Here is a 24,370-nt window from a genome sequence, read left to right on the forward strand (position 1 = left end):
AAAATACGTTTTAAAAGAAGCGTCAGGAGTTTTCACACAGGATTTAGGGCGTGTTCAACTCCTTTCAAAAAATGTTGAGTAGATTTTTACATTAAAATTGGTATTGAGAAAAATATCTTTAGATACTATTTAAGTCATTTATTTAGATTAACCAAAAGCAACTATTCCCTATGGGTTGTTCTTTCTTCTTTGAAGAATGTACAAATATAGACAAGGTAAATAAGAAATTATAGCAGTTGATATCAGCAAGATATCAAATACAAACTTTTTCCCTCGAAATAGCTCCTCCCAATGCATTGTGTTAAGATAATGAAAAATTAAACCGAATAAATAACAGATACTTATAGGGAAGACTCTCCACTTGATTGATTTGTATAAATAATGTAAGCGTATTAAGTGATAGATTGTGGAAGAAATAAGCATAGGTAAACAAAAATCAATTAGAAAAAAATAAAACCTTAAAGCATCATGAAACATATCTGTCCGATCTATGGGAAACAACCAAATATTACATATGGTAATAATTACAGGAAAAAATAATCCATAAAATCTTTTGCCAAGTTTATTATTATGTAAGGCAATATATATTGATAAGATTATGGACACAATTGGAAGAAATGGGAATAACATAGCAAATATTCCAAACATGAAATCAAACATACTATTTCACCTCAATAGCTATTATAAACCGAAGAATTTGTTCATCTTGTAAGTGTCTCTGAAACTATTTCAACTTCTCCTTAGCATACTCAATCATCTTCTCAGCCACTTCTTTTTCATACTTAAAGCCCATCTTTTGAGCAAGATATTGAGCTTCCTGGTGGAAAAATTCCATGGTTGCTAATAAAGACTGAGTGATTTTGTCTAAACTTGAGAAATCAAGAAGAGCTGAGAATTCCTTCTCTTTCTCTGTAGGCAAATACTGAAAAAGATACTTGTAGTTCTTGCCGATATCGATTTTTCCCCTATCACTTGCGACTTGCCAAGCCAAGACCTTCAAGAGTTCTTGTTGGCAAATACCATAGAGATGATCAGTCGCATAGACTAACTGATTACGACAAATGCCTTTGACCACGTAAGCTGACACCCACCAAAATTCATTACAAGTTTTTTCAAAATCCGTCTCACTAGCTGGGCTTGTCCAGAAACGCTGAGGACTTGGAGAATATGACTCAAACAAACCCTTCTTATCTTCTAAAACGGTGAACCCAGCCTCACTATCCGCCCACTCGTTGATGTGATCTTTAGGACAGAGGGTTAGATCAATGCGATTCCCATCTTCAAAAAGCATGAGGTAGAGACGACGATGTCCTAGAGTAACCTCTTGCTCGATGATACGTTTGCCAAACTGGTGCAACCAAGCAAGGTCACTCGTTAGATTGTCTATGTCATCTACGACATAGACAAGATCATAGTCTTGAAATTCGTCCTTGGGAGCATTTGGATTTGTCCGCGAGCCGGACATAACGACAGCGTTGACTTGTAGCACTTTTGCGGTTTGCAAAATCACATCAAACATCTCGGGTTCATTTCTCATGGGAATACCTGCCTTTTTAGTGAAAACTCTTGATTCTGTATAGGATATGTCTATAAAGCGGACTGTCTGCTAGAACTTTTTCATTATCAAATTCCTAGGATTATATAAGACGAAATGTTTTGGAAAATAATCCTAGGAATGAGGAAGCATTAGATTTATAGCCATCCCATTGCAATCATAGCGTCTCTTAACGAGTTATATCCCTTGATATCTCCACCGGTAGAGCCATGAGTTACAGAAGCACTTCCATCTTCTCCATGATATTTCAGATAAATTTTTCCCTCACTAATAAAAGGTCTAAAATACTTGTTTCTTCCTGTTCGTTCAGTATATTGACTACCTTTCAAAGAATTTTCCAGCGTATTTATCTGTTCTTTTGTAAAAAGGATAATCCCTTTCTCCTCTTCTGTAGTAAAAGAATGAATAAGTTCACCCTCGCTAATAATTGTTCCAAACTTAATTTCAGAAATAGATTTGTTTCCGATCTTATCTTTTGCCTTATTAGAAGTTTTATAAATCCCAAGCACTTTTTCTTGAAGTACTAAAGCAAAATAATGCTCTTCACCAAGTAGTTCGGTTAAATCATTACTATTCTTAAAATATTTTCGATATTCTCCGTTATATCCATTTTTATAAAACTCTCGATAGCTGTTATATTCCCGATAGTCGCCCATAACTGATAAATCAAAATCAATATCACAATTCGGAATAAATACATGTTTTCCTATAGCTTGATCATTTTCATTAGGCTTTAAAGTTGTATAATAAATTTCCGTTCCAATAGGATATTTGTCTATTGAATCTTCTGACTTTTTATAAATCGCCTTTACTTCATAGAAAACCTCTCCACTTTCAGTATCCTTGAAAAACTTTTCAACTTCATCTTCAAAATAAGCTTGGCTATATCTTGGAGCTCCCTTAGTCTGATGGTTTGCACTAGCAAACTGAGTAATCAAATTTTTTTCTTTATCGTTAATGGCTTCATCTTTCCAAATCCCTTTTTGCTTGAAATCGGGAGTTAAGCACTGATACCCATAAATGAATTCATGGAAACCACGTCCCAAAATATGACCAATATTAAAATGATTAATTCCAATTTCTTTCGGATAGTTCTCTGGTGTTTTTTTATTTTTGGGAGCTTCTTTTCCTGTTTTTCTGGACCCTTTCAAAACACATGACCACCCACGTCTAAAGTAATCAGAAGCCTCTTCTTTAATTTCCGACACTTCCTTTGTATAGTCCACTTCTATTTTAAAGTAACATCCTGATTCACAAAATTCTAGCTTAATAGAATGTCTTTCTCTATCAATAAAAGTAAGTCTAGACAATCTTTCATTTAACCCACTATTTTCTAATAAAGAGACCAATTCGTCCTTATCTTTCAATCCAAGCCTAGTCAGAACATCTGATTCTTTCATAAGAGTTCTCCTTTTCACAGTGCAAAACTCTAATTTTGAATGAATTTCAAAATTATATTGTAATTTTTGTTTTTCTTTTCTTTTAAACGACCATTACGAGAATCATTTATTTCTTGCTCAGGATATGAAATCAGTGGGCCATTATATTTAAATAATTTATGAAACCCATCCTCTTCGCCGACATACACCGGAATATCATAAAAGAGTTCTCCTTCGTTATCTTGATACTGATCTCCTGTAATATCAACAATTATATCTTCGTAGGCAACTAACCAAGCATGAGAATAACCTCCCCATCCATAACCATATTCACCAGAAACATATAATGATTCAATTCCTTGTTCATATAAATACCTCTGAAGGTAGTCACTTACAAAACTGCAACATCCCTTAGGAAAATTCACTAGGTTATAATCGATAATCTCTTTTGTCTGAATTGCTTTTTCAATAGCTTTTCTATATCTCATAGCTATTTCTTTCAATTCATTTATCATAATTTGTTTATTTTGCATCGTTCAAAACGCTCCACTCTCTTCCAGCGTAAACTTGACATTATCTTCAATCCACTTACGACGTGGTTCGACCTTATCACCCATTAAGACATTGACACGACGTTCTGCGCGTGCTAAGTCTTCAATCGTAACACGAATGAGAGTTCGAGTTTCTGGATTCATGGTTGTCTCCCAAAGTTGGTCCGCATTCATTTCACCAAGCCCCTTGTAGCGTTGAAGGGTAGCACCTTTACCGAACTGCTTGCGAAGTTCTTCTAGCTCGCCATCCGTCCAAGCGTAGGCCACTTCTTCTTTCTTGCCTTTGCCTTTGGACATCTTGTAAAGAGGCGGAAGGGCGATATAGACATGTCCTGCCTCGACTAGCGGACGCATGTAACGGTAGAAAAATGTCAAGAGCAAGGTCTGGATATGGGCACCATCGGTGTCCGCATCGGTCATGATAATAATCTTGTCATAGTTAGCATCTTCAAGAGAGAAGTCTGCCCCCACACCAGCTCCGATGGTATAAATCATGGTGTTGATTTCTTCGTTTTTGAGGATATCTGCCATCTTTGCCTTGGCTGTATTGATGACCTTACCACGAAGAGGCAAGATAGCCTGGAACTTACGATCACGTCCTTGTTTGGCAGATCCACCGGCAGAGTCCCCCTCGACCAGATAGAGTTCGTTCTTAGCTGGATTTTTAGACTGGGCTGGGGTTAATTTACCAGAAAGTAAGCCCTTGTCTTTTTTATTCTTTTTACCATTTCGGCTCTCATCACGCGCCTTACGTGCTGCTTCACGGGCATCACGGGCCTTGATGGCTTTACGAATCAGATTCGAAGCCAATTCCCCATTTTCCATAAGGAAGAAAGTCAGTTTTTCAGCAACAATACTATCAACGATTGGACGAGCTAGTGGACTTCCAAGTTTGTCTTTGGTCTGTCCCTCAAACTGCAAATGTTCTTCAGGAACCAAGATAGAAAGAACGGCCGCTAATCCTTCACGGTAATCGGATCCTTCAAGATTTTTATCCTTTTCTTTGAGAAGACCCGTCTTACGTGCATAGTCATTCATAACCTTGGTAATGGCTGACTTGAGTCCTGTCTCATGCGTTCCACCGTCTTTGGTACGGACGTTATTGACAAAGGACAAGATGTTATCTGAAAAGCCATCATTATACTGGAGGGCTACTTCTACTTGGAAACCATTGTCTTCCCCTTCAAAGTAAAGGACTGGCGTCAAGGTTTCCTTGTCTTCATTGAGGTAAGAAACAAAGTCTTGTACCCCGTTCTCATAATGAAACTCGATTGCTTCATCTGTTCGCTTGTCCGTTAATGACAAGGTTACATTTTTCAAGAGAAAGGCTGACTCATTGAGACGCTCTGAAATAGTATTGTACTTAAAGTCTGTCGTAGAAAAGATACTAGCATCCGGCATAAAGCTTACTTTGGTACCTGTTTTAGACTTAGCTGCAGTTCCAACCTTTTCTAGAGTGGTAACTGGCTTGCCTCCATTTTCAAAACGTTGTCTATAAACTGCTCCATCACGAGTAATTTCTACCTCTAACCAACTAGAGAGGGCATTGACGACAGAAGAACCAACCCCGTGGAGACCACCTGATGTCTTATAACCACCCTGACCGAATTTTCCTCCAGCGTGAAGGATGGTAAAGATAACCTCTACCGTTGGAATTCCCATAGCGTGCATTCCAGTCGGCATTCCACGTCCGTGGTCTTGAACCGTTAAACTTCCGTCTTTATTAATGGTCACATCGATCCGGTCACCAAATCCAGACAAGGCCTCATCGACAGCATTATCGACGATTTCCCAGACTAGGTGGTGGAGACCAGCACCATCGGTCGAACCGATATACATCCCTGGACGTTTTCGGACCGCATCCAACCCTTCTAGCACCTGAATGGCGTCATCATTATAATTGTTAATATTGATTTCCTTTTTTGACACAAGGAACCTCCTATTTGTTCATCTTTTCTATTTTACAGGTTTTCTAAGGATTTTGCAAAGTTTTTCTAGTTAAAAAGCCTATTCACAAGTCTTTTTTAGCAAAAACATCACCTAGTTATACCAAAAAAAGAAACCAAGATAAGAATCTTAGTTTTCTTTTCCTTTAATTTGATTTGTAGCCACATCTTCACCAAACCATTTCTTGCTTATTTCTTGGAATTTACCTTCTTGATAGAGTTCCTTAAAAGCTTTATTCAAATTTGCTAACAAGGTCTTATCAGCTGGTCTTACACCAACTGCAAAAGACTCACTCTCAAAACCAGCAGGAAAAATCTCATACTGGTCTAAAATCCCTTCAGTTTCAAGATAATAATTGGCGTAAACACGGTCAATTAAAAGGGCATCAATCCGATCATTTTGCAAGTCAATCAAGGCTTCGTTAAAACTCTGATATTGGTTGGCTTTTTGATCTTTTACGATTTTTTTTAAGAGTTCTGGTTGGGCTTCGAAATCTATATAACCAGAAGATCCAGCCTGAGCACCCAAAACCTTGCCTGTCATATCAGACACTGATTGTATATTCTGAGATTTCTTAGAGACTAGAACCTGCTGATTCTCCATGTAAGGAATGGTAAAAGCAACCTTCTTACGGCGTTCATCTGTTGCGGAATATCCATTCCAGATAGCATCAATGGTACCGTTTTGAAGTTCGGTTTCCTTCATGTCCCAATCAATGGGTTGAAATTGTACCTTGAAACCAAGTTTCTCAGAAACAGCCTGTGCTAAATCAATGTCAAATCCAGCATATTGCCCATTCTTTTCTTCAAAGCCCATGGGAACAAAGGTATTGTCAAACCCGATGGTAATGGTACCCTGTTCTTGGTATTTATCCCAATTATCGACCTTAGGATCACTAGCTTTTTGTGTGCATCCTACCAGGAAAAAAGCCAGAAAGAATACAAAAACAAGGCTGATTTTCTTTCGATTCATAGATACCTCCTACTTAGGCTCTACTTTGAGAATCTGATCAGCAATATTCTCTGCAAACTGGAGATCGTGAGTCACGACAATCTGAGTCATGCCTAATTCTCGATTTTGTAAAATCAGTTTTTCAACCTCGAGACGCAACTCAGGGTCAAGGGCTGAAGTTGGTTCGTCATACCCAATCACTTCAGGATCTATCATCATAGCGCGTGCTAAGGCAACCCGTTGCTTTTGACCACCAGATAAGGAATAAGGATAGGCATCTGCATGAGCTTCGAGACCCAGACGAGCGAGTAAGTCGGTTGCCTTCTTCTTGGCATCTGCTTCAGACATTCCCATAGTCTTGATGGGTGACAATATCAAGTTCTCCATAACGGATAAGTGAGGAAAAAGCTGAAAATCTTGAAACACAAAACCTAACAAGTGACGCTTTTCAAGTTCATCCAAAGGTAGGGATTCTCCATTATAAAAAATCTCACCTGAATCAATGGTCTCAAGTCCAGCCAACATTCTAAGCAAGGTTGTCTTCCCACCACCAGAAGGTCCAACGATGGCCAAAATTTGCTTTTCAGGAATTGTTAAACTGAAATTGGATAAAATTTCTTTTTTTCCAAATTTTTTGCTGATATTTTTTAACTCTAACATGGATAACCTCCTATCTATAGTAGCTAAACTTTTTCTCAAGTTTCTTAGCTAAAATTGTAACAATACCAATCATAAGAAGATAGATAGCTCCCGCTAGAAACATTGGAATCAAGCTCGCATCACGATTGGCTGCAGTACGACTAGCTAGGATTAAATCTGAAATACCCAATGCATAGACCAAAGAAGTATCCTTAACTAAACTCATAACCTCGTTAAATACACTTGGTAAAACAATCTTAGTGACCTGAGGCAAGATAATATAGCGGACGGTATCGATAGGTTTGAATTTCAAAACCTTAGCTGCTTCATATTGTCCTTGAGGAATCGTTGCAATCCCTCCACGGAATATTTCTGCAAAATAGGCTGCATAATTAAGCGTAAAGGCAATAATCGCTGCTGGTACCCGATCAAGTCGAATCCCGATACTTGGCAAAACATAATAGATAAAGATTAACTGCAAGAGCAAGGGTGTCCCACGCATCACCCAGATATAAACATCAATCATGTAATGGAGGGGTTTCCAATGGACCTGTAAGCAAAAGGCAACCAAAATACCTAAAGGAATTGAAAAGAGTAAGACCAGTGCAAATACTTGTAAAGTCATTGCCGCACCGTTCAATAAACTAGGTAAAATCTCAAATAAGTAAGACATATTCCACCTCCTAAAAATAATTGTTCCTATTATAGCATAAATAAACACAAAATCAAGTTTTTCAGAAATTTTCATGAATTTTTAAAACTTTAGCCTTTGTTTTTGAATAAAAATGGTACTAATGATAAACTTATCAATTTTGGCAAAGTATCAGATGTCACAGCTAGTAAACAGATTCAGTTCCGTTTCTCTCCTAATTCATGGTATAATAGAAACATGATGACAATAGTATTATTAATTTTAGCTTATTTATTGGGTTCAATTCCTTCAGGCTTGTGGATTGGACAAATATTCTTTAACATCAATCTAAGAGAACATGGATCTGGGAATACTGGAACGACCAATACCTTCCGAATCTTAGGCAAAAAAGCTGGAATGGTAACCTTTGTAATTGACTTCTTTAAAGGTACTTTGGCCACTCTACTTCCACTAATCTTCCATGTGCAGGGAGTTTCACCAATCGTCTTTGGACTTTTAGCAGTCATTGGCCACACCTTCCCTATCTTTGCCAAATTTAAGGGTGGTAAGGCTGTTGCAACCAGCGCAGGAGTTATTTTTGGTTTTGCTCCTCTCTTTTGCCTTTACCTTGCAGTCATTTTCTTTGGAATCCTTTATCTAGGAAGTATGATTTCCCTCTCTAGTATTTCAGCTGCTATTGCTGCAATTATTGGCGTCCTTCTGTTTCCTCTCTTTGGATTTATTTTAACTAGTTATGACCAACTTTTTACTGTGATTATTATTGGTCTTGCAAGTCTAGTAATTGTACGACACAAGGACAATATCAAACGTATCCAAAGTAAAACAGAAAATCTCATTCCTTGGGGACTTAACCTAACGCACCAAGAACCAAAAAAATAAAACGTCAGTTTCAACTGACGTTTTTTTATGTTATTTAGACTTGATATAGTTGATACCATCTGCCTTCGGCGCAACAGCTTTACCAAAGAAGGCTGCTAGGACGACAATGGTCAAGAGATATGGTGCGATTTGCAAGTAAACGGCTGGGACTCCTTGCAAGAAAGGAAGCTGAGAACCGATAACTGCCAAGGCTTGTGAAAGACCAAAGAAAAGACTTGAAAGCATAGCACCAACAGGATTCCATTTACCAAAGATCATGGCCGCAAGAGCGATAAATCCAGGTCCTACGATGGTAGTGGCAGAGAAATTGACAGAAGCAGATTGCGCATACAAGGCACCCCCAACTCCTCCTAAAAATCCAGAGATGAGCACACCATAGTAACGCATGAGGTAAACATTAATCCCTAGGGTATCCGCAGCTTGTGGATGTTCACCGACTGAGCGAAGGCGAAGACCAAATTTCGTTTTAAACATGATAAACCATGCTACAAATGAAAATCCAATCGCAACATATCCCATTAAACTTGTATTCTTGAAGAAGATATCACCAATGACAGGAATATCAGACAAGAAAGGAAAATCAAATTTACCAAATGACAAATCGATATTGTTGGTTTGACCTTTTCCGTAGATGGCTTTTACCAAGAAGACAGCTAGGGCAGGAGCCAACAAGTTCAATACTGTACCACTCACCACGTGGTCAGCACGGAAGTTAATAGTCGCTACCGCATGGATGGCAGAGAAAATAAGACCAACCAAACCACCTGCAAGGAGAGATAGCCAGATCGTCATGCCACCAAGAGAGCTAGCAAAAGTCAAGTTAAACACAACCCCCGTGAAAGCTCCCATAACCATGATACCTTCTAAACCGACATTAACGACACCAGCATGTTCAGAGTAGGCTCCTCCGATACTAGTGAAAATGAGAGGAGCAGCATAGACCAGCATATTCGATACAAGAATCGTTAGTATAGAAACAGTATTCATTCTTACTCTACTCCTTTCATTTGTTTCTTAGGCTTGATGTATTTTTCGATAATGTAATGAGCACTTACAAAGAAGATAATCGAAGCTGTCACAATATTGACAAGTTCTGGTGGAATAGTCGCTGTGGTCATACCTGGCGCACCTGTTTGCAAGGTTCCAAGCAAGAAGGCTGCAAAGACAATCCCAATAGGAGAATTGCTAGCAAGTAGTGCAACAGCCATCCCATTAAATCCAATCGCCAAGGAACCAGGTTGAACATAAATATTCTGGAAGGTACCAATTCCTTCTACTGCTCCACCGATCCCACAGAGGGCCCCTGAAATCACCATGGAAAGAATGATGATGCGTTTAGCGGACATCCCTGCATAGTCTGAAGCATTGGGGTTGAGACCAACAGAACGGATCTCAAAACCAAGTGTTGTTTTCTTAATAATGAACCAAACCACTGCAACGGCAATCAAGGCAATGAAGATCCCGATATTCATCCGTGACTTAGTTAATTCAGTTAGAAAACCTAGGCGATAACTTGCATTTGCCCCTACTGTGATACTGGATTCAGAATCGACCATGAACTTTTTAGGGAAGTTCCGGATGATTTCATTTCCAGCAAACAGGACGATATAGTTCATCATAATGGTAACGATCACTTCACTCGTTCCCAAAAATGCTCGCAAGATACCTGGGATCAAACCAACGAAACCGCCGGCAATTGCAGCCACAAGGACGGTCAAAGGAATCATCAAGATGCGCGGAATATCTTGGAAGGACAAAGCAAACAATACAGCTGCAATCCAACCAGCCAAGGCCTGTCCTGGTAAGCCAACATTGAAAAATCCTGCTCGGCTAGCTACTGCAAATCCTAGAGCAATCAAAATCAGTGGTCCCATAGCGCGGAAAATTTCACCCAAATTTTTTATGGAACCAAAAGCTGTCTTGAAGAGTTCTTCATAACCCCAAAGAGCATCATAACCAAAGATCCACATAATAATGGCTCCGAGGATGATTCCTAGGATTACAGAAATAAAAGGAATAGCAATTTGTCTTGTATTTTTATTCATTTGAAGTCTCCTTGATTTCTCCACCAGCCATTAGAATACCAAGCTCTTGTTTGTTGGTCTCAGATGGCTTCACAATACCTTGGATTTTTCCATCATGAATAACAGCAATCCGGTCTGATAGATTTATAATTTCATCTAATTCGAAGCTGACAACTAGGACGGCTTTCCCTTTATCACGTTCACCAATCAAACGTTTATGGATGTACTCAATCGCACCAACGTCCAATCCACGTGTCGGTTGGCTAACGATTAACAAATCTGGATTTCGATCAACTTCACGAGCAATGATGGCTTTTTGTTGATTTCCTCCGGATAGAGCACTTGCTGGAACAATCTCATTCGCTGCACGAACATCAAATTCTTCCATCAACTTGCGGGCATAGGAATTAATTTGATTGTAATTCAACGCACCATTCTTGCTAAGTGGTTCTTTGTAGTAAGTTTGAAGTGCGATGTTTTCAGAAAGCATCATTTCGAGCACAAGACCATCGCGATGACGATCTTCAGGCACGTGGCTGACATTCATTTCAGTAATCTTACGTGGGGAAAGGCCAACAACTTCTTGTCCCTTAATTTTGATACTGCCTGATTTGACTTTGCGAAGTCCGGTAATAGCCTGGATCAATTCACTCTGACCATTTCCGTCAATCCCTGCAATTCCGACAATTTCACCTGCACGAACATCAAGAGATAGTTCTTTGACCGCAGGGACACCGCGGTTTTCATTCACGACCAAGTCAGAGATTTGCAGAACCACTTCTTTAGGTTGCGCTTCTTCCTTTTCTGTTACGAAAGAAACTGAGCGCCCAACCATCATTTCCGCCAAATCTTTATTGGTAGCACCTTCGATGCTAACTGTTTGAATGGATTTGCCACGCCGAATAACTGTGACACGGTCCGCAACGGCACGAATTTCGTCCAGTTTGTGAGTGATGAGGATAATGGATTTGCCTTCTTTGACGAGGGTTTTCATAATATCCATTAACTCCAAAATTTCAGCAGGAGTTAGCACTGCTGTAGGCTCGTCGAAAATCAGAATATCAGCTCCGCGATAGAGTGTCTTCAAGATTTCTACACGTTGTTGAGCCCCAACAGAAATATCTTCAACTTTTGCTGTAGGATCCACAGCCAAGCCGTAGCGTTCTGACAACTCTAGAATATCTGCATTAGCTTTTTTCAAATCTAATATACCCTTGTTCGTTACTTCGCTACCTAGAATGATATTTTCTGCAACAGTGAAAGCCTCTACCAACATGAAGTGCTGGTGAACCATCCCGATCCCTAGAGAAGCGGCCTTTGAAGGAGAATCTAGTTTTTCAGATTTTCCATTGACCACAATTTCTCCGCTCGTTGGCTCCAAAAGACCAGCCAACATATTCATCAGGGTTGATTTCCCAGCTCCATTTTCACCAAGAAGTGCATGAATTTCACCTTTACGCAATTCGAGGTTGATTTTGTCGTTTGCGACAAATTCACCAAAGATTTTGGTAATTTCACGCATCTCAATGACGTTTTCGTGTGCCATTCGAATATTCCTTTCTAGAAAACTATATTTTATTTCAGTAGGACCTGCTAAACGAGTTAGTAAGTTCTATTGAGACAAAATGTCTCAACACCTCATAAAAAAGCGACCCAAGAAGGATGGATCGCTTCTGGAAGGTTTTATTTCTCAGGTGCTTTTACACTACCATCAATAATTTGTTTTTTAGCATCTTCTACTGCTTTTTTAGCATCTTCAGAAAGATTAGAAGTTGTCAAATCAACACCACCGTCTTTCAAACCAAATGTAATTACTTTTCCACCTGGGAATTTACCGTCAGCAGTTTGAGTAGCGATTTCTTGAACAGTTTTACCAACTTGTTTCAAAGTAGAAGCCAAAACGAAGTTAGATTCTTTACCATCTTTTGAAGTGTATTTACCTTCATCGACTTGGTCACGGTCTACACCAATAACCCAAACTTTTTCATCTTCGTTTTTCTTCTCGTTCAAGTCTTTTGCTTCCTTGAAGACACCAGCTCCTGTACCACCAGCAGCTTGGTAAATAACGTCAGCTCCTGCAGCGTATTGTGTTGCTGCAATTGTTCTACCTTTTTCAGGGTTGTTGAAGTCTTCAGCATATTGTACATCAACTGAAATGTCTTTGTTTACAGACTTCACGCCTGCTTCAAATCCTTTTTCAAAACGAGTGATAACTTCCCCACGTGCTCCACCGATGAAACCAACTTTGTTTGTCTTCGTAGTTTTGGCTGCAGCAACCCCTGCAAGATAAGCAGCTTCATTATCCGCAAAAACAGCAGATGCTACGTTCTTCTTATCACCAACAACAGAGTCAATGATAACATAGTTGATATCAGCATTTTCATCAGCAGCAGCAGTAACAGCTGGAGCAAGTTTGTAACCAACACCGTACACTAATTTGTAGCCGTTTGTAGCAGCTTGGCTGAAGTTATTCGCAAAATCTGCTTCACTTTGTGATTGGAAGTAAGTGTAACCATTGTCTTTTGAAAGGTTGTGTTCTTTACCCCAAGCTTGAAGACCTTCCCAAGCTGATTGGTTAAATGATTTATCATCAACACCACCTGTGTCAGTAACGATAGCAGCTTTTAAATCAGTTTTTGCATCTGAAGAATCTTTGCGAGACGCACGATTTCCACATGCAGCAAGTCCAAATGCAGCGACAGTTACTAGACCTAGGCCTAACCATTGTTTCTTGTTCATTTCTGAACCTCCTAAATAAGATATGCAACTATGTTGCGGATTAATGAAAGGGTCAATAGACCGCCTTTACAGAAGTTACTAGGTAAGATCTGTAAAAGAATATGGAAGTAATTCCCCGACCGTCATCTCGACCGTCGTTTTATCTTTGGCGACTAGAGTCACCTTTAGATCTGGTTTAAAAAATTCGACCATAACTTGGCGACAAGCACCGCAAGGCGAAATTGGTTTTTCAGTTTGACCATAAACAATCAATTCTGAAAAGTCTCGTTGTCCTTCAGAAACCGCCTTAAAGATTGCAGTTCTTTCGCCACAGTTGGTCAAGGGGTAGCTAGCATTTTCAATGTTAACCCCTGTATAGATACTTCCGTCCTTGGCTACCAAAACAGCGCCAATCGGAAAATGTGAGTAGGGAACGTAAGCTTTCTTACTAGTTTCAATCGCTAATTCAATCAACTCAGTAGTCGCCATCAGCTAATTCTCCTTTTAAGATTGCAACACCAGAAGATGTTCCAATTCGAGTAGCTCCTGCTTCAACAAAGGCAACTGCATCTGCATAAGAACGAGCTCCACCAGCTGCTTTGACCCCCATATCAGGACCAACTGTCTGACGCATTAATTGAACATCTGGTAGGGTCGCACCACCTGTCGAGAAACCTGTAGAAGTCTTGACAAAGTCTGCACCAGCTTTTTGAGCAAGTTGGCAAGCCAGGACTTTTTCTTCATCCGTTAACAAACAAGCCTCGATAATAACCTTAACCAATTTGTCTCCACTTGCTTCAACAACAGCTTGAATGTCTGTCTCAACTAATGCAAGATTTCCTGATTTTAGTGCACCAACGTTGATAACCATATCAATTTCGTCAGCACCATTTTGGATGGCTTCTTTGGTTTCATAGGCTTTGACAGCTGAAGTTGTAGCTCCAAGAGGAAAACCTACAACTGTACAAACCTTGACATCAGTATCTGTTAGACCAGCTTTTGCATGCGAAACCCAGCAAGGATTCACACAAACACTGGCAAAATCGTACTCTCTTGCTTCAGATAGCAAACAATCGATTTGTTGTTCGGTCGCATCTTGCTTTAAAAGCGTATGATCAATGTATTTATTTAATTTCATTTCGGATTTTCCTTAAATCAGGAGATAATTTCGATGATTTCACGCATTTTTAGCGTTTCATCACTCATTTTAATTTTAACATATTTTTGGAAATCTGTAACTAGTTCCGGAGAAATTTTGCCATTTGCATATACTTTTGCGACAATTTCACCTTTTTTGACTGATTCCCCAACTTTCTTCTCAAAAACAATTCCTGTCTCATAATCAAGAGCATCTGTTTTGACTGCACGACCAGCACCTAATCTCATAGCGAAAAGACCGAACTCCATGGCTGGAAGTGCCTCAATAACACCATCTTCCTGAGCAGGAATCTCAATTACATGGTCAACTTTTACTGGACGATAGAGGTCTTCTAGGTTTCCACCCTGAGCTAGAACCATCGCTTCAAATTTCTTGAGTGCCTGACCATTTTCAAGATGTTGCCTTACTTCCTCGACTGTTTTTTCAACATTTGCCAGAGAAAGCATAATCTGAGCTAACTCACAGATAAAGTGACTAATATCCTCGCGTCCTTTACCCTGAAGAATTTCTAGTGCTTCTAGAATTTCCAAGCGATTCCCAATGGCACGTCCCAAAGGTTGACTCATATCCGTAATGACTGCTACTGTCTTACGCCCCACAGCTTTCCCGAGATTCACCATGGTTTGAGCCAGTTCACGCGCCTCGTCGACTGTTTTCATAAAGGCACCTTCACCGACAGTAACATCCAGCAAAATAGCATCCGCTCCAGCTGCAATCTTTTTACTCATGACAGAACTAGCAATCAGTGGAATAGTGTCAACTGTTGCTGTCACATCACGTAGTGCATAGAGCAACTTATCCGCTTTGACTAATTGGTCAGATTGACCAATAACTGAAACACCAATATCTTGGACTTGTTTGATAAAGTCATCCTGACTGCGTTCGACTTGAAAACCTTTGATGGATTCTAATTTATCAATCGTACCACCAGTATGACCTAGACCTCTACCACTCATCTTGGCAACTGGTACGTCAAAACTAGCGACTAAGGGAGCTAAAATCAAGGTAACCTTATCTCCTACTCCCCCGGTAGAGTGTTTATCGACCTTTATACCTTCAATAGCGGATAAATCAAATTCCTGACCTGTCTTGACCATGTTCATAGTCAAATCAGAAATCTCACGTGTGGTCATGCCTTTAAAATAAACAGCCATAGCAAAAGCAGACATTTGATAATCTGGAACAGTTCCAGCTACATAGCCTTCTACCAGCCATTTGATTTCACTTGAGGTTAGTTCTTGACCGTCTCTTTTTTTCTGGATTAGATCTACTGCTCTCATTCTTTCACACTTCTAAGGATATAATATCCCTTATCTTTTTTTACAACCTCGCAGTTGCCAAATACTTCTTCCATCTTGTTTTTAGCACTTGGAGCTCCTTGTTTTTTCTGGATAACAATGGTTAAATCTCCACCGTCTACAAGATAATCAATGCTTTTCTCGATGATTTCATGGACAACTTGCTTGCCTGCACGAATGGGTGGATTCGAAATGACATGATCAAATTGCCCTTCTACCTGCTCATAAATATTGGACTGGAAGATAGTCGCTTGAACATTGTTTTTTACTGCATTTTGCTGGGCCAAATCCAGGGCACGATTATTGATATCCACCATGGTCGCTTGGGCACCATAAGCTTTAACCAAAGACAAGCCTATTGGACCGTAGCCACAACCAACATCAAGAATTTTTTCACCTTTTTCGACATCTAGACATCTTAACAACAGCTGACTTCCGAAATCAATCATTTTTTTGCTAAAGACACCAGCATCTGTCAAAAAGGTCATCTTTTGCCCAAGTAGCTCAACTCTAAGTTCATGAACATCATGGGCTGCATCTGGATTTTCTGCATAATACATTTTACTCATAGTTTCATTTTACCATATAAATAAGTTAATTGTAAATCGTTTACATGACAACAAAGGCTTTTCTTTGCCATCGATTTATTGAAAAATAATATAAGTTGAATTCCCTTTTAAGGACCGAGCAAGTAAGAACCCAATGCCATAGTGATAGCAAAGGAAAAAATACAGGCTAGACCAAATAAGAAGAGCCACCATTTTCTCATTAAGAAAGCGAAAATCAAGTAAATAAAACCAATAATTGGTAGCAAGAACAACAAGAGAAAGGCAGACCAACTATAGGTTTGACTTCCTAAATTCACGGTAAGCTCAATTAAAGTCGGAGATAACCACAGAATCACAACCAGTAAGCTAGTCAGTTTTAGAATTTTATCACTCACCACTAGTCTCATAACACCACCTCTTTTGATGTTTATTCTACCTCTATTCTAACAAAGAAAGCGCTTTTTCTCAAATGATTCAGATGTCTTTCTTTGTAAATTATGGTATACTGAGGTATCAAACGAGGAAATTTTATGACCAACGAATTTATACATTATGAAAAAATCAGTCGCAGAACTTGGCAATCTTTACATCGTAAAACTACACCTCCTTTAACCGAGGATGAATTAGATTCGATTAAGAGTTTTAATGACCAGATTAGTCTCCAAGATGTAACAGATATTTACCTACCGCTAGCTCATCTGATTCAAATCTACAAACGCTCCAAAGAAGACCTAGCCTTTTCAAAAGGGATTTTCCTCCAAAGGGAGAGTAAAAATCAGCCATTTATTATCGGAATTTCAGGTAGTGTCGCTGTTGGCAAATCAACTACTAGCCGACTCTTACAAATTTTGCTTTCCCGTATTTTTCCAGAAGCAAGTGTTGAATTAGTGACAACTGATGGATTTCTCTATCCTAACAGTATCTTAAATGAGCGAAATATCCTAAACCGAAAAGGTTTCCCTGAGAGTTATGATATGGAAAGCTTGCTCGATTTCCTTGATCAACTTAAAAACGGTCAGGATGTAGATATCCCCGTTTATTCTCACGAAATCTACGATATCGTACCTGATAAAACACAAAGAGTTCAAGCAGCGGATTTTGTCATTGTAGAAGGTATCAACGTCTTTCAAACACCACACAACAGCCGTCTTTATATTACAGACTTCTTCGATTTTTCAATCTATGTAGATGCTGCAGTCGAGGATATCGAGAGCTGGTATTTGGATCGTTTCTTGAAACTTCTTAGCTTTGCACAAGATGATCCAAACAACTATTACTATCGTTTCACCCAGCAACCAATCAGTGAAGTCAAAGATTTTGCTCATCAGGTTTGGACAAGTATTAATTTGATCAATCTACAAAACTACATCGAACCAACCAGAAATCGGGCTGAAGTCATTCTTCATAAATCTAAAAATCATGAAATTGATGAAATTTATTTAAAAAAGTGATTTCCCCTTGTCAAAATAATAGTTTTCAGATATAATGGTATAGTTAGTAAATATGGAGGTAAGAACATTGGCAAACATTAAATCAGCTATCAAACGCGCTGAATTGAACGTTAAACAAAACGAAAAGAACTCAGCTCAAAAATCAGCTATGCGTACTGCTATCAAAGCTTTTGAAGCAAACCCATCTGAAGAACTTTACCGTGCTGCTAGCTCAGCCATCGATAAAGCAGAAACTAAAGGTTTGATCCACAAGAATAAAGCTAACCGTGATAAAGCACGTCTTGCAGCTAAACTTGGTTAATCTTTAACTGGATACAAAATGAGCTCTTCGGAGCTTTTTTTGTACATATTTTTCTGGAGGTTATCATGAAAATTGCTATTATAGGATATTCAGGCTCAGGCAAATCTACTCTGGCAGAAAAACTTTCCAGCTACTACTCCATTCCTAAACTCCATATAGACCGATTGCAATTTCAGCCTGGGTGGCAAGATAGCAATCGCGATTGGATGTTAAAGGAGATGAAGACTTTCCTTTCTAAACATGAGGATTGGGTTATCGACGGCAACTATAGCTGGTGTTGCTATGAGGAAAGAATGGAGCAAGCTGATCAGATTATCTTTTTAAACTTCTCAGCATGGAATTGTTTAGCAAGAGCCTTTAAACGCTATCTAAGATACAGAGGAAAAGTTAGAGAAAGTATGGCAGACGGTTGTCCTGAACGTTTTGACTGGGAGTTTATCCGCTGGATTCTTTGGGATGGACGTAACTCTTCTCATAAAGACCATTATCAACAGATCTGTTCAGACTATGCTGATAAGGTAACCATAATCACTAATCAAAAAGAACTAGATAGCTTTCTTCATAAAAAAGAGGTTTCCTATTAAGGAAACCTTTTTTTCTTATTCTGCAATTAAAGTCTCTAGACCAACCTTCATCATATCGGTGAAGGTGTTTTGACGTTCTTCTGCTGTAGTGTCCTCATCGGGATTGACTAAACTGTCTGAAATCGTCATGATAGCAAGGGCATCGACGTGATGTTGAGCAGCAAGATAGTAAAGAGCTGCTGCTTCCATTTCGACAGCCTTCACACCCCATTTACCAAGCTCGATATTCTTTTCACCATAGTTTGAATAGAAAACGTCTGATGACAAGACATTTCCGACGTGAGTAGTCATACCAAGGTCTTTGGCAATATGGTAAGCCTTGTCTAGCAAGTCAAAACTTGCGATTTGTGGGAAATCGTATTGAGGCCAATCGTTTCGGATGATGTTTGAGTTGGTTGCAGCTGCTTGAGCCAAGACCAATTCACGGACATGAACGTCCTCATTTAAAGAACCAGCAGTTCCAACACGGATCAATTTCTTCACTCCGTAGTCGACAATCAACTCACGTGCGTAAATAGAGATTGAGGGCATTCCCATCCCAGTTCCCATGACTGATACACGGTGACCCTTATAAGTACCTGTGTAACCAAACATGTTACGCACTTCGTTAAAGCAAACAGCATCTTCAAGAAAATTCTCAGCAATAAATTTCGCACGAAGAGGATCTCCAGGAAGGAGAATTTTATCAGCAATTTCACCTTGCTTAGCAGCAATATGGATAGACATAGTTTATGATACAAAGAGCGACCAGAAAGCGACTGAAAATTAGGAATCTGACGAGAAATCCTGATTTCTCAGTCAGATTATCTATTTTCCGAGCTTTCCGCTCGTGTTCAAATCTGAACACCTCGCCCTACCTTTCTTTTTAATTTTGATGATTTAGAGGAGAGTAACCAGTATTCAGTTAACAAATACGGTTAACCCTTCCTTTCTGTGTGTATTTTTTGTTTAGAAAAGCTTTCCGCTCGTGTTCAAATTAGAACACACGCTCTACCTTTCTTTATTAAATGATATTGATTATAAATCAAAAATATATTTTGGATTAGAAAAACTAGAGTATTCTTATTAAGTTTCTATTATCCTTGTCTTTGGTCGTAAGTATTTCTCCCAAGGGACTCGATCCAGCATTTTAGCAAAACTAAATGCCAAGTATGCAGTCACCAAAAGAAAAGGTATAGCCTCAAATGACTGATCAGTGAAGCCCATTACCAATCCAGTTGCAGACAAGGGAGCCTTCAAGGTCACTGCTAAAAAACAAACCGAACCTAATAGCATGACTGCTGGCTGGTTGCCACCTCCAAGAATCATAGTCAGGAGTGCAGCTCCTGCTATCCCCAAGGCAAATGATGGAGTCAAGGTACCGCCATAGGCACCTGCCCAAAGGGTGACTAAAACGACCACGGCTTTCAAGATAAATAAGAGGATTACCATCTTGGCATTACTGCCGTTTAAAATTTCCTGAGCCATCATACGCCCATTACCAAGTAGATGAGGCAAATGGCTAGCCAATCCAACAAGGAAAAGGAATGTTACAGGCAGAGTATAGAGTATCCGCTTGTCCTTAATTCTCTTTGAAGAAGCTTGTTTGTTGAAGCGACTAAAAAGCCAAGCCAGTGGAGTCAGGAAGAGGACTAATAGGGGAACAAGCCACATATCACCTAGTGGCCAAGTCATGGCTGGAATCTGATAGAGAGCATGATCTGAAACAACAAAGCCTGCTGTAAAGGCTGATACATAGGTAGTCAAACCGACCAAGAAAAAACGTTTGACAGATAAAGCAATTCCCAAGGTTTCAAAAACGAAAAACACACTCGTTAACGGAACCTGATAGACAGCTGCTAAACCCGCACCAGCTCCACAGGCAATGAGAAAGATTTGGTCCTTCACGGAGAGAGAAAAAGTATTGGCAATAGGTCTTGCAAATAAAGCTCCAATCTCCCGCGGCGCAGCTTCCTTACCGATAGGAGCTCCTCCTCCAACTGCAACAATCTGCCAAATTGAATGAACTAGCTGTTTTAAAAAATGAAGTTTATATTGTGACGTTTCATCTTTCATCTGCGCTTTGATGGAAAAAATCTTTGCTTTTCTTTGCAAGAAATACCAGACCAAGGCAGAACTGACACCCACGATGATTAAACTGAAGCCTATTCGTGATGAGGCAACACCATCTGTCAAGAATCCAGTGTTATGCTCTGTCTGACCAAAAGCAATCCCTTCAACCAGCTCTAAAAGATAATGGAGCAAAATTCCGAATATACCTGTAACTAGCCCCAACATGATAACCGCTAGGACTAATTTGAGGTTATATGGGATCTTCTGAAGACTCCTCCTCAACTCATGTACCATGATTATAATTCAGCAAGAATCGCTTTCAGCAATCCTTTGAAGTCGCCTTTGACACGTTCTGTCACTTCTACTACCTCTTCGTGGTTGAGCTCTTCTTGGAAACCAGCAGCATGGTTAGTGATACATGAAATTCCTAGAACTTTCAAGCCTGAGTGGGCTGCCACAATAACTTCAGGAACAGTTGACATACCGACAGCATCTGCACCAAGAGTCTTATAGGCACGAATCTCTGCTGGGGTTTCATAAGTCGGACCTGTTACACCAATATAGACACCTTCATCAAGCTTGATACCAAGTTTTTTAGCCACTTCATGGGCAGTTGTACGGTATTCTGGTGTGTAGGCTTTAGACATATCTGGGAAACGTGGACCAAAGTCATCCAAGTTTTCACCCATCAATGGGTTTTGACCAGTCATATTGATGTGGTCAGTAATAGCCATCAAGGTACCAGGACCGAAGCCGATACCTCCAGCAGCGTTGGTTACAATCACTCCTTCACATCCCAAAACTTTCATGACACGAACTGGGAAAGTCACCACTTCAAGAGGATTTCCTTCGTAGAAGTGGAAACGACCTTGAAGAGCCAAGACTTTACGCCCAGCAAGATCACCATAAACCAATTTACCAGCATGTCCGACTACTGTGGATTGACCCCAGTTTGGAATGTCAGAGTAGTCTACTACGACTGCATTTTCGATTTCTTCAGCCAATTCTCCAAGACCTGAACCAAGAATCAAGCCGAACTCCGGCGCTTCAACTCCCTTTTCTTTCAAGAAAGCAGCTGTTTCATTGATTTTATTTAAAAATGTCATTAGGTATCTCCTTCTTTATGTTTTAAAAATTGACCAATTTTGTCAAAGGTATTAGCGTTACGAATGGTAATATTGCGATAGAAAGGCATCTTAAGCAAGTGCTTGTGATAAGCTGTTTTAGAGTAGCTAGCTTCTGACAATTTACCCCAGAAGATCCCTAATTTCCCAAAATGAAGCACTTCATCGACCAGTTCCAAACTGTTCACTTTCTCGATGACTTGATCCACATCCACGCCCTCAGTATAAAATAGCACATCCTTTCGAGCCATCTCATGGTTCCACCAATCGGGAAGATTTCTAAGCTCCTCTTCATAGTCTTCGTGAGACAACAAGGAAAAACTCTGAATAAATGGATAGTATCTTTCAAAGAAAGCCTGTAAATTCTCTATTAGTTTAGTTCTAGGCACAATGCTATTAAAGAAAATATTGCCACTATTGATGTAGGTTTCTACATTTTCTAATCCCAACTCCGTCAATTCTTGACGCAATTGAGCCATGACCACCTTGTTCTTTCCACCGACATTAATACCTCTAACAAGTAGAGCGTAGCGAATCATCTTAAACTAATTTATCTAAGAAACTTTCACCAATCATGGCAGTTTCAACACCAAAGTTCTCTGCAATCGTTGCTGAGATGTCAGCGAAGTGTCCAACTGGAATTAATCCATTGTCTTTAAAGGATGGACTGTATGCCAAAAGTGGAATGTATTCACGCGTATGGTCAGTACCAGCGTAGGTTGGGTCATTTCCGTGGTCAGCAGTAATCAAAAGAAGATCGTCTTCTCTCATGGCTGCCATGATCTCTGGCAAGCGTTCATCAAACTCATGCAAGCAATCACGGTAACCATGAGCATTGCGGCGGTGACCGTAAAGAGCATCAAAGTCTACCAAGTTGGTAAATGAGAAGCCTTCTTGGAACTCAGGAAGTCCCATGGTCTTAATCAAGGTATCTATACCGTGGCTATTTGATTTGTTATGACCCATATCGTGGTTGATACCAGCACCGTTGAAGATATCGTTAATCTTACCAACTGCATATGTATCAATACCGGCTTCATTCAATTTGTCCAATACAGTTGGAGCAAATGGAGATACAGCCAAGTCACGACGGTTAGCCGTACGAGTGAAGTTTCCAGGCTCACCAACATAAGGACGAGCAATGATACGACCTAGAAGAGCTGGACGTTCCAAAGTGATCGAACGAGCATATTCACAGATACGGTAGAGTTCATCCAAAGGAATGATGTCTTCGTGAGCTGCGATTTGAAGAACTGGGTCAGCTGATGTATAGATAATCAACTCGCCAGTTTCCATTTGGCGTGGTCCAAAGTCATCGATTACTGCTGTTCCTGAGTATGGTTTGTTGGCTTCACGAATAACCTTACGTCCTGAAAATTCTTCGATTTTAGTAAGGATTTCCTCTGGGAATCCATTCCAGAAAGTATCGAAAGGTTCAGTGATATTAAGTCCCATGATTTCCCAGTGACCAGTCATGGTATCTTTACCTAGAGATACCTCTTCAAGCTTAGTCGCATAACCTGTTGGATTGCTCTCAGCTGGAACTGTCTTCAATGGTGTTTCTCGAGGAATGTTCCCAAGACCAAGTTTTGCCATATTTGGAACATTCAAACCTACTGATTTTGAAATGTGTCCAAGCGTGTCTGATGCACCATCAGGAACACCAGCGTTGACAAAGTTATGAGCATCTGGTGCTGCACCGATTCCTACAGAATCTAGTACCACCAAGTGAATACGATTAAATTTTGGCATAGTGTGTCTCCTTTTTATTTTGATTATTTTGCTTTTGTTGAAGTTAAAATCTGAACGCCCTCTTGTCCAGCAACGATGACCTTATCCACCATTTGGTTAAACAATCCATGCTCGACGACACCAACGACATGATCCAATTCTTGTCCAAGAGCAATTGGGTCTTCAATCACTTCCAAGGCCAAATCGATGATAAAGTTTTGCATGTCAGTCACAAAACGTTGACCATCCTTTTCACGAAAGCTCGGTTTATAGCCAGCTCGTTCAAATCGACGGAAGACCTGTTCGGCACCATATTGAACAACCTCTACTGGTAATTTAAAGGCACCAAGTTTCTCTACTAGCTTACTTTCATCAACTACCCAGATATATTCTTTAGATGGAGTTGCGACAACCTTTTCCATGAGAAGGGCACCACCACCGCCTTTGATTCCGTTAAACTGACTGTCTACTTCATCTGCACCATCAACTGTCAGGTCTACAAAGTCCACTTGATCAATAGACTTAAGAGGAATATTGAGTCCTTCTGCCTGCTTGCTGGTCACACTAGAAGTCGTTACAGCTGTAATCTGTAAGCCCTCTTCCTTGATACGACGACCTATTTCTTCTACAAAATAGTAGGCAGTTGAGCCTGTTCCAAGCCCGACAACCATACCATCTTTGACGAACTCAGCAGCTTTAATCCCTGCCATTTTTTTCAGATTTTCCACTTATACACCTCCAAATAGAGCTACTTCTATTATATCATGAATACGCTTCAAATTCATCCTTGCACTAGAAAAACCCGAACATTTTATGTCGGGTTTTGT

General features: G+C 39.8%; 26 protein-coding genes. 4 read left to right on the top strand and 22 right to left on the bottom strand.

Features of this window, described 5'->3' with window-relative positions; genetic code table 11:
- Window positions 1-724: 724 nt before the first annotated feature.
- The 7 genes from M1F91_RS02730 to M1F91_RS02760 form a co-directional block, all read right to left on the bottom strand.
- Window positions 725-1,537: an aminoglycoside 6-adenylyltransferase gene (locus M1F91_RS02730; RefSeq protein ID WP_247912532.1), complete on the bottom strand. Its 813-nt coding sequence runs from the start codon at window positions 1,535-1,537 to the stop codon at window positions 725-727.
- Window positions 1,538-1,692: 155 nt separating this feature from the next.
- Window positions 1,693-2,955 carry a hypothetical protein gene (locus M1F91_RS02735; protein WP_247912533.1) on the bottom strand — a complete coding sequence of 421 codons (1,263 nt, stop codon included), beginning with the start codon at window positions 2,953-2,955 and terminating at the stop codon, window positions 1,693-1,695.
- A gap of 29 nt (window positions 2,956-2,984) precedes the next feature.
- Window positions 2,985-3,467 (bottom strand): hypothetical protein, encoded by a 483-nt coding sequence (locus M1F91_RS02740; protein WP_247912534.1) that lies wholly within the window; start codon window positions 3,465-3,467, stop codon window positions 2,985-2,987.
- Between the two features lie 3 nt (window positions 3,468-3,470).
- Window positions 3,471-5,414, bottom strand: a complete 1,944-nt coding sequence (gene parE / locus M1F91_RS02745) for a DNA topoisomerase IV subunit B (RefSeq protein WP_247912536.1) — start codon at window positions 5,412-5,414, stop codon at window positions 3,471-3,473.
- A gap of 147 nt (window positions 5,415-5,561) precedes the next feature.
- Window positions 5,562-6,404: an amino acid ABC transporter substrate-binding protein gene (locus M1F91_RS02750; RefSeq protein WP_247912537.1), complete on the bottom strand. Its 843-nt coding sequence runs from the start codon at window positions 6,402-6,404 to the stop codon at window positions 5,562-5,564.
- A gap of 9 nt (window positions 6,405-6,413) precedes the next feature.
- Complete coding sequence (locus tag M1F91_RS02755) at window positions 6,414-7,043, bottom strand: amino acid ABC transporter ATP-binding protein (protein WP_247912538.1); 630 nt, start codon at window positions 7,041-7,043, stop codon at window positions 6,414-6,416.
- Between the two features lie 10 nt (window positions 7,044-7,053).
- Window positions 7,054-7,695, bottom strand: coding sequence for an amino acid ABC transporter permease (locus tag M1F91_RS02760; RefSeq protein WP_247912539.1), 642 nt, complete (start codon window positions 7,693-7,695; stop codon window positions 7,054-7,056).
- A 216-nt stretch (window positions 7,696-7,911) separates the two neighbouring features.
- On the opposite strand from M1F91_RS02760, the gene plsY reads away from it, so the two are divergent.
- Window positions 7,912-8,553 carry a glycerol-3-phosphate 1-O-acyltransferase PlsY gene (plsY, locus tag M1F91_RS02765; RefSeq protein ID WP_225750203.1) on the top strand — a complete coding sequence of 214 codons (642 nt, stop codon included), beginning with the start codon at window positions 7,912-7,914 and terminating at the stop codon, window positions 8,551-8,553.
- 30 nt (window positions 8,554-8,583) lie between these two features.
- Here the strand turns inward: plsY and M1F91_RS02770 are convergent, their stop codons facing one another.
- The 9 genes from M1F91_RS02770 to M1F91_RS02810 form a co-directional block, all read right to left on the bottom strand.
- Window positions 8,584-9,540, bottom strand: a complete 957-nt coding sequence (locus M1F91_RS02770) for an ABC transporter permease (RefSeq protein WP_247912540.1) — start codon at window positions 9,538-9,540, stop codon at window positions 8,584-8,586.
- Window positions 9,541-9,542: 2 nt separating this feature from the next.
- Window positions 9,543-10,598 carry an ABC transporter permease gene (locus tag M1F91_RS02775; RefSeq protein ID WP_247912541.1) on the bottom strand — a complete coding sequence of 352 codons (1,056 nt, stop codon included), beginning with the start codon at window positions 10,596-10,598 and terminating at the stop codon, window positions 9,543-9,545.
- Complete coding sequence (locus M1F91_RS02780; protein WP_247912542.1) at window positions 10,591-12,123, bottom strand: ABC transporter ATP-binding protein; 1,533 nt, start codon at window positions 12,121-12,123, stop codon at window positions 10,591-10,593. Before M1F91_RS02780 ends, M1F91_RS02775 begins: the two co-directional genes overlap by 8 nt.
- Before the next feature lie 137 nt (window positions 12,124-12,260).
- The gene (locus M1F91_RS02785) at window positions 12,261-13,316 is read right to left on the bottom strand and encodes a BMP family protein (RefSeq protein ID WP_247912543.1); all 1,056 of its coding nucleotides are present in this window, start codon (window positions 13,314-13,316) and stop codon (window positions 12,261-12,263) included.
- Window positions 13,317-13,394: 78 nt separating this feature from the next.
- Entirely contained in the window at window positions 13,395-13,784 is a 390-nt protein-coding gene (locus M1F91_RS02790) for a cytidine deaminase (RefSeq protein ID WP_247912544.1), read from the bottom strand.
- Complete coding sequence (gene deoC / locus M1F91_RS02795; protein ID WP_247912546.1) at window positions 13,771-14,433, bottom strand: deoxyribose-phosphate aldolase; 663 nt, start codon at window positions 14,431-14,433, stop codon at window positions 13,771-13,773. Before deoC ends, M1F91_RS02790 begins: the two co-directional genes overlap by 14 nt.
- Window positions 14,434-14,450: 17 nt before the next feature.
- On the bottom strand, window positions 14,451-15,734 hold the full coding sequence (locus tag M1F91_RS02800) for a pyrimidine-nucleoside phosphorylase (protein ID WP_247912547.1): 1,284 nt from the start codon (window positions 15,732-15,734) through the stop codon (window positions 14,451-14,453).
- On the bottom strand, window positions 15,731-16,321 hold the full coding sequence (locus M1F91_RS02805; protein WP_247912549.1) for a class I SAM-dependent methyltransferase: 591 nt from the start codon (window positions 16,319-16,321) through the stop codon (window positions 15,731-15,733). Before M1F91_RS02805 ends, M1F91_RS02800 begins: the two co-directional genes overlap by 4 nt.
- 107 nt (window positions 16,322-16,428) lie before the next feature.
- On the bottom strand, window positions 16,429-16,695 hold the full coding sequence (locus tag M1F91_RS02810) for a 1,4-dihydroxy-2-naphthoate prenyltransferase (RefSeq protein ID WP_247912550.1): 267 nt from the start codon (window positions 16,693-16,695) through the stop codon (window positions 16,429-16,431).
- 135 nt (window positions 16,696-16,830) lie between these two features.
- Between M1F91_RS02810 and coaA the strand changes: the two genes are divergently transcribed.
- The 3 genes from coaA (at window position 16,831) to M1F91_RS02825 (ending at window position 18,636) form a co-directional block, all read left to right on the top strand.
- A complete protein-coding gene (gene coaA, locus M1F91_RS02815; RefSeq protein WP_247912551.1) occupies window positions 16,831-17,751 on the top strand; it encodes a type I pantothenate kinase in 921 nt (306 codons plus the stop codon).
- A gap of 52 nt (window positions 17,752-17,803) precedes the next feature.
- Entirely contained in the window at window positions 17,804-18,052 is a 249-nt protein-coding gene (gene rpsT / locus M1F91_RS02820; protein ID WP_029689886.1) for a 30S ribosomal protein S20, read from the top strand.
- 65 nt (window positions 18,053-18,117) lie between these two features.
- Window positions 18,118-18,636, top strand: a complete 519-nt coding sequence (locus M1F91_RS02825; protein ID WP_247912552.1) for a DNA topology modulation protein — start codon at window positions 18,118-18,120, stop codon at window positions 18,634-18,636.
- A gap of 15 nt (window positions 18,637-18,651) precedes the next feature.
- Here M1F91_RS02825 and deoD read toward each other — a convergent pair whose 3' ends face one another.
- The 6 genes from deoD to rpiA form a co-directional block, all read right to left on the bottom strand.
- Window positions 18,652-19,362 (bottom strand): purine-nucleoside phosphorylase, encoded by a 711-nt coding sequence (gene deoD, locus M1F91_RS02830; protein ID WP_247912553.1) that lies wholly within the window; start codon window positions 19,360-19,362, stop codon window positions 18,652-18,654.
- Between the two features lie 339 nt (window positions 19,363-19,701).
- Window positions 19,702-20,982 (bottom strand): chloride channel protein, encoded by a 1,281-nt coding sequence (locus M1F91_RS02835; RefSeq protein ID WP_247912554.1) that lies wholly within the window; start codon window positions 20,980-20,982, stop codon window positions 19,702-19,704.
- Window positions 20,983-20,984: 2 nt separating this feature from the next.
- Window positions 20,985-21,794: a purine-nucleoside phosphorylase gene (locus M1F91_RS02840; protein WP_247912555.1), complete on the bottom strand. Its 810-nt coding sequence runs from the start codon at window positions 21,792-21,794 to the stop codon at window positions 20,985-20,987.
- Window positions 21,794-22,351, bottom strand: a complete 558-nt coding sequence (locus tag M1F91_RS02845; protein ID WP_247912556.1) for a DUF1697 domain-containing protein — start codon at window positions 22,349-22,351, stop codon at window positions 21,794-21,796. The genes M1F91_RS02840 and M1F91_RS02845 overlap by 1 nt, the downstream gene beginning before the upstream one ends.
- A 1-nt stretch (window position 22,352) precedes the next feature.
- Entirely contained in the window at window positions 22,353-23,564 is a 1,212-nt protein-coding gene (locus M1F91_RS02850; RefSeq protein ID WP_247912557.1) for a phosphopentomutase, read from the bottom strand.
- 23 nt (window positions 23,565-23,587) lie between these two features.
- Window positions 23,588-24,271, bottom strand: coding sequence for a ribose-5-phosphate isomerase RpiA (rpiA, locus tag M1F91_RS02855; protein ID WP_074324207.1), 684 nt, complete (start codon window positions 24,269-24,271; stop codon window positions 23,588-23,590).
- Window positions 24,272-24,370: the final 99 nt, after the last annotated feature.

This window comes from Streptococcus sp. oral taxon 431 (genome assembly GCF_023110115.1).
GTDB lineage: Bacteria > Bacillota > Bacilli > Lactobacillales > Streptococcaceae > Streptococcus.

Bases quoted from the DNA above. Each gene is read 5' to 3' on its own strand.
- M1F91_RS02755 (WP_247912538.1), bottom strand. From the start codon at position 7,043: ATGTTAGAGTTAAAAAATATCAGCAAAAAATTTGGAAAAAAAGAAATT.
- coaA (WP_247912551.1), top strand. From the start codon at position 16,831: ATGACCAACGAATTTATACATTATGAAAAAATCAGTCGCAGAACTTGG.
- rpsT (WP_029689886.1), top strand. From the start codon at position 17,804: ATGGAGGTAAGAACATTGGCAAACATTAAATCAGCTATCAAACGCGCT.
- M1F91_RS02825 (WP_247912552.1), top strand. From the start codon at position 18,118: ATGAAAATTGCTATTATAGGATATTCAGGCTCAGGCAAATCTACTCTG.
- M1F91_RS02845 (WP_247912556.1), bottom strand. From the start codon at position 22,351: ATGATTCGCTACGCTCTACTTGTTAGAGGTATTAATGTCGGTGGAAAG.
- M1F91_RS02730 (WP_247912532.1), bottom strand. From the start codon at position 1,537: ATGAGAAATGAACCCGAGATGTTTGATGTGATTTTGCAAACCGCAAAA.
- M1F91_RS02835 (WP_247912554.1), bottom strand. From the start codon at position 20,982: ATGGTACATGAGTTGAGGAGGAGTCTTCAGAAGATCCCATATAACCTC.
- M1F91_RS02735 (WP_247912533.1), bottom strand. From the start codon at position 2,955: ATGAAAGAATCAGATGTTCTGACTAGGCTTGGATTGAAAGATAAGGAC.
- M1F91_RS02805 (WP_247912549.1), bottom strand. From the start codon at position 16,321: ATGAGTAAAATGTATTATGCAGAAAATCCAGATGCAGCCCATGATGTT.
- plsY (WP_225750203.1), top strand. From the start codon at position 7,912: ATGATGACAATAGTATTATTAATTTTAGCTTATTTATTGGGTTCAATT.
- M1F91_RS02760 (WP_247912539.1), bottom strand. From the start codon at position 7,695: ATGTCTTACTTATTTGAGATTTTACCTAGTTTATTGAACGGTGCGGCA.
- M1F91_RS02770 (WP_247912540.1), bottom strand. From the start codon at position 9,540: ATGAATACTGTTTCTATACTAACGATTCTTGTATCGAATATGCTGGTC.
- M1F91_RS02750 (WP_247912537.1), bottom strand. From the start codon at position 6,404: ATGAATCGAAAGAAAATCAGCCTTGTTTTTGTATTCTTTCTGGCTTTT.
- M1F91_RS02780 (WP_247912542.1), bottom strand. From the start codon at position 12,123: ATGGCACACGAAAACGTCATTGAGATGCGTGAAATTACCAAAATCTTT.
- deoC (WP_247912546.1), bottom strand. From the start codon at position 14,433: ATGAAATTAAATAAATACATTGATCATACGCTTTTAAAGCAAGATGCG.
- M1F91_RS02840 (WP_247912555.1), bottom strand. From the start codon at position 21,794: ATGACATTTTTAAATAAAATCAATGAAACAGCTGCTTTCTTGAAAGAA.
- M1F91_RS02740 (WP_247912534.1), bottom strand. From the start codon at position 3,467: ATGCAAAATAAACAAATTATGATAAATGAATTGAAAGAAATAGCTATG.
- M1F91_RS02800 (WP_247912547.1), bottom strand. From the start codon at position 15,734: ATGAGAGCAGTAGATCTAATCCAGAAAAAAAGAGACGGTCAAGAACTA.
- M1F91_RS02790 (WP_247912544.1), bottom strand. From the start codon at position 13,784: ATGGCGACTACTGAGTTGATTGAATTAGCGATTGAAACTAGTAAGAAA.
- M1F91_RS02785 (WP_247912543.1), bottom strand. From the start codon at position 13,316: ATGAACAAGAAACAATGGTTAGGCCTAGGTCTAGTAACTGTCGCTGCA.
- deoD (WP_247912553.1), bottom strand. From the start codon at position 19,362: ATGTCTATCCATATTGCTGCTAAGCAAGGTGAAATTGCTGATAAAATT.
- M1F91_RS02850 (WP_247912557.1), bottom strand. From the start codon at position 23,564: ATGCCAAAATTTAATCGTATTCACTTGGTGGTACTAGATTCTGTAGGA.
- M1F91_RS02775 (WP_247912541.1), bottom strand. From the start codon at position 10,598: ATGAATAAAAATACAAGACAAATTGCTATTCCTTTTATTTCTGTAATC.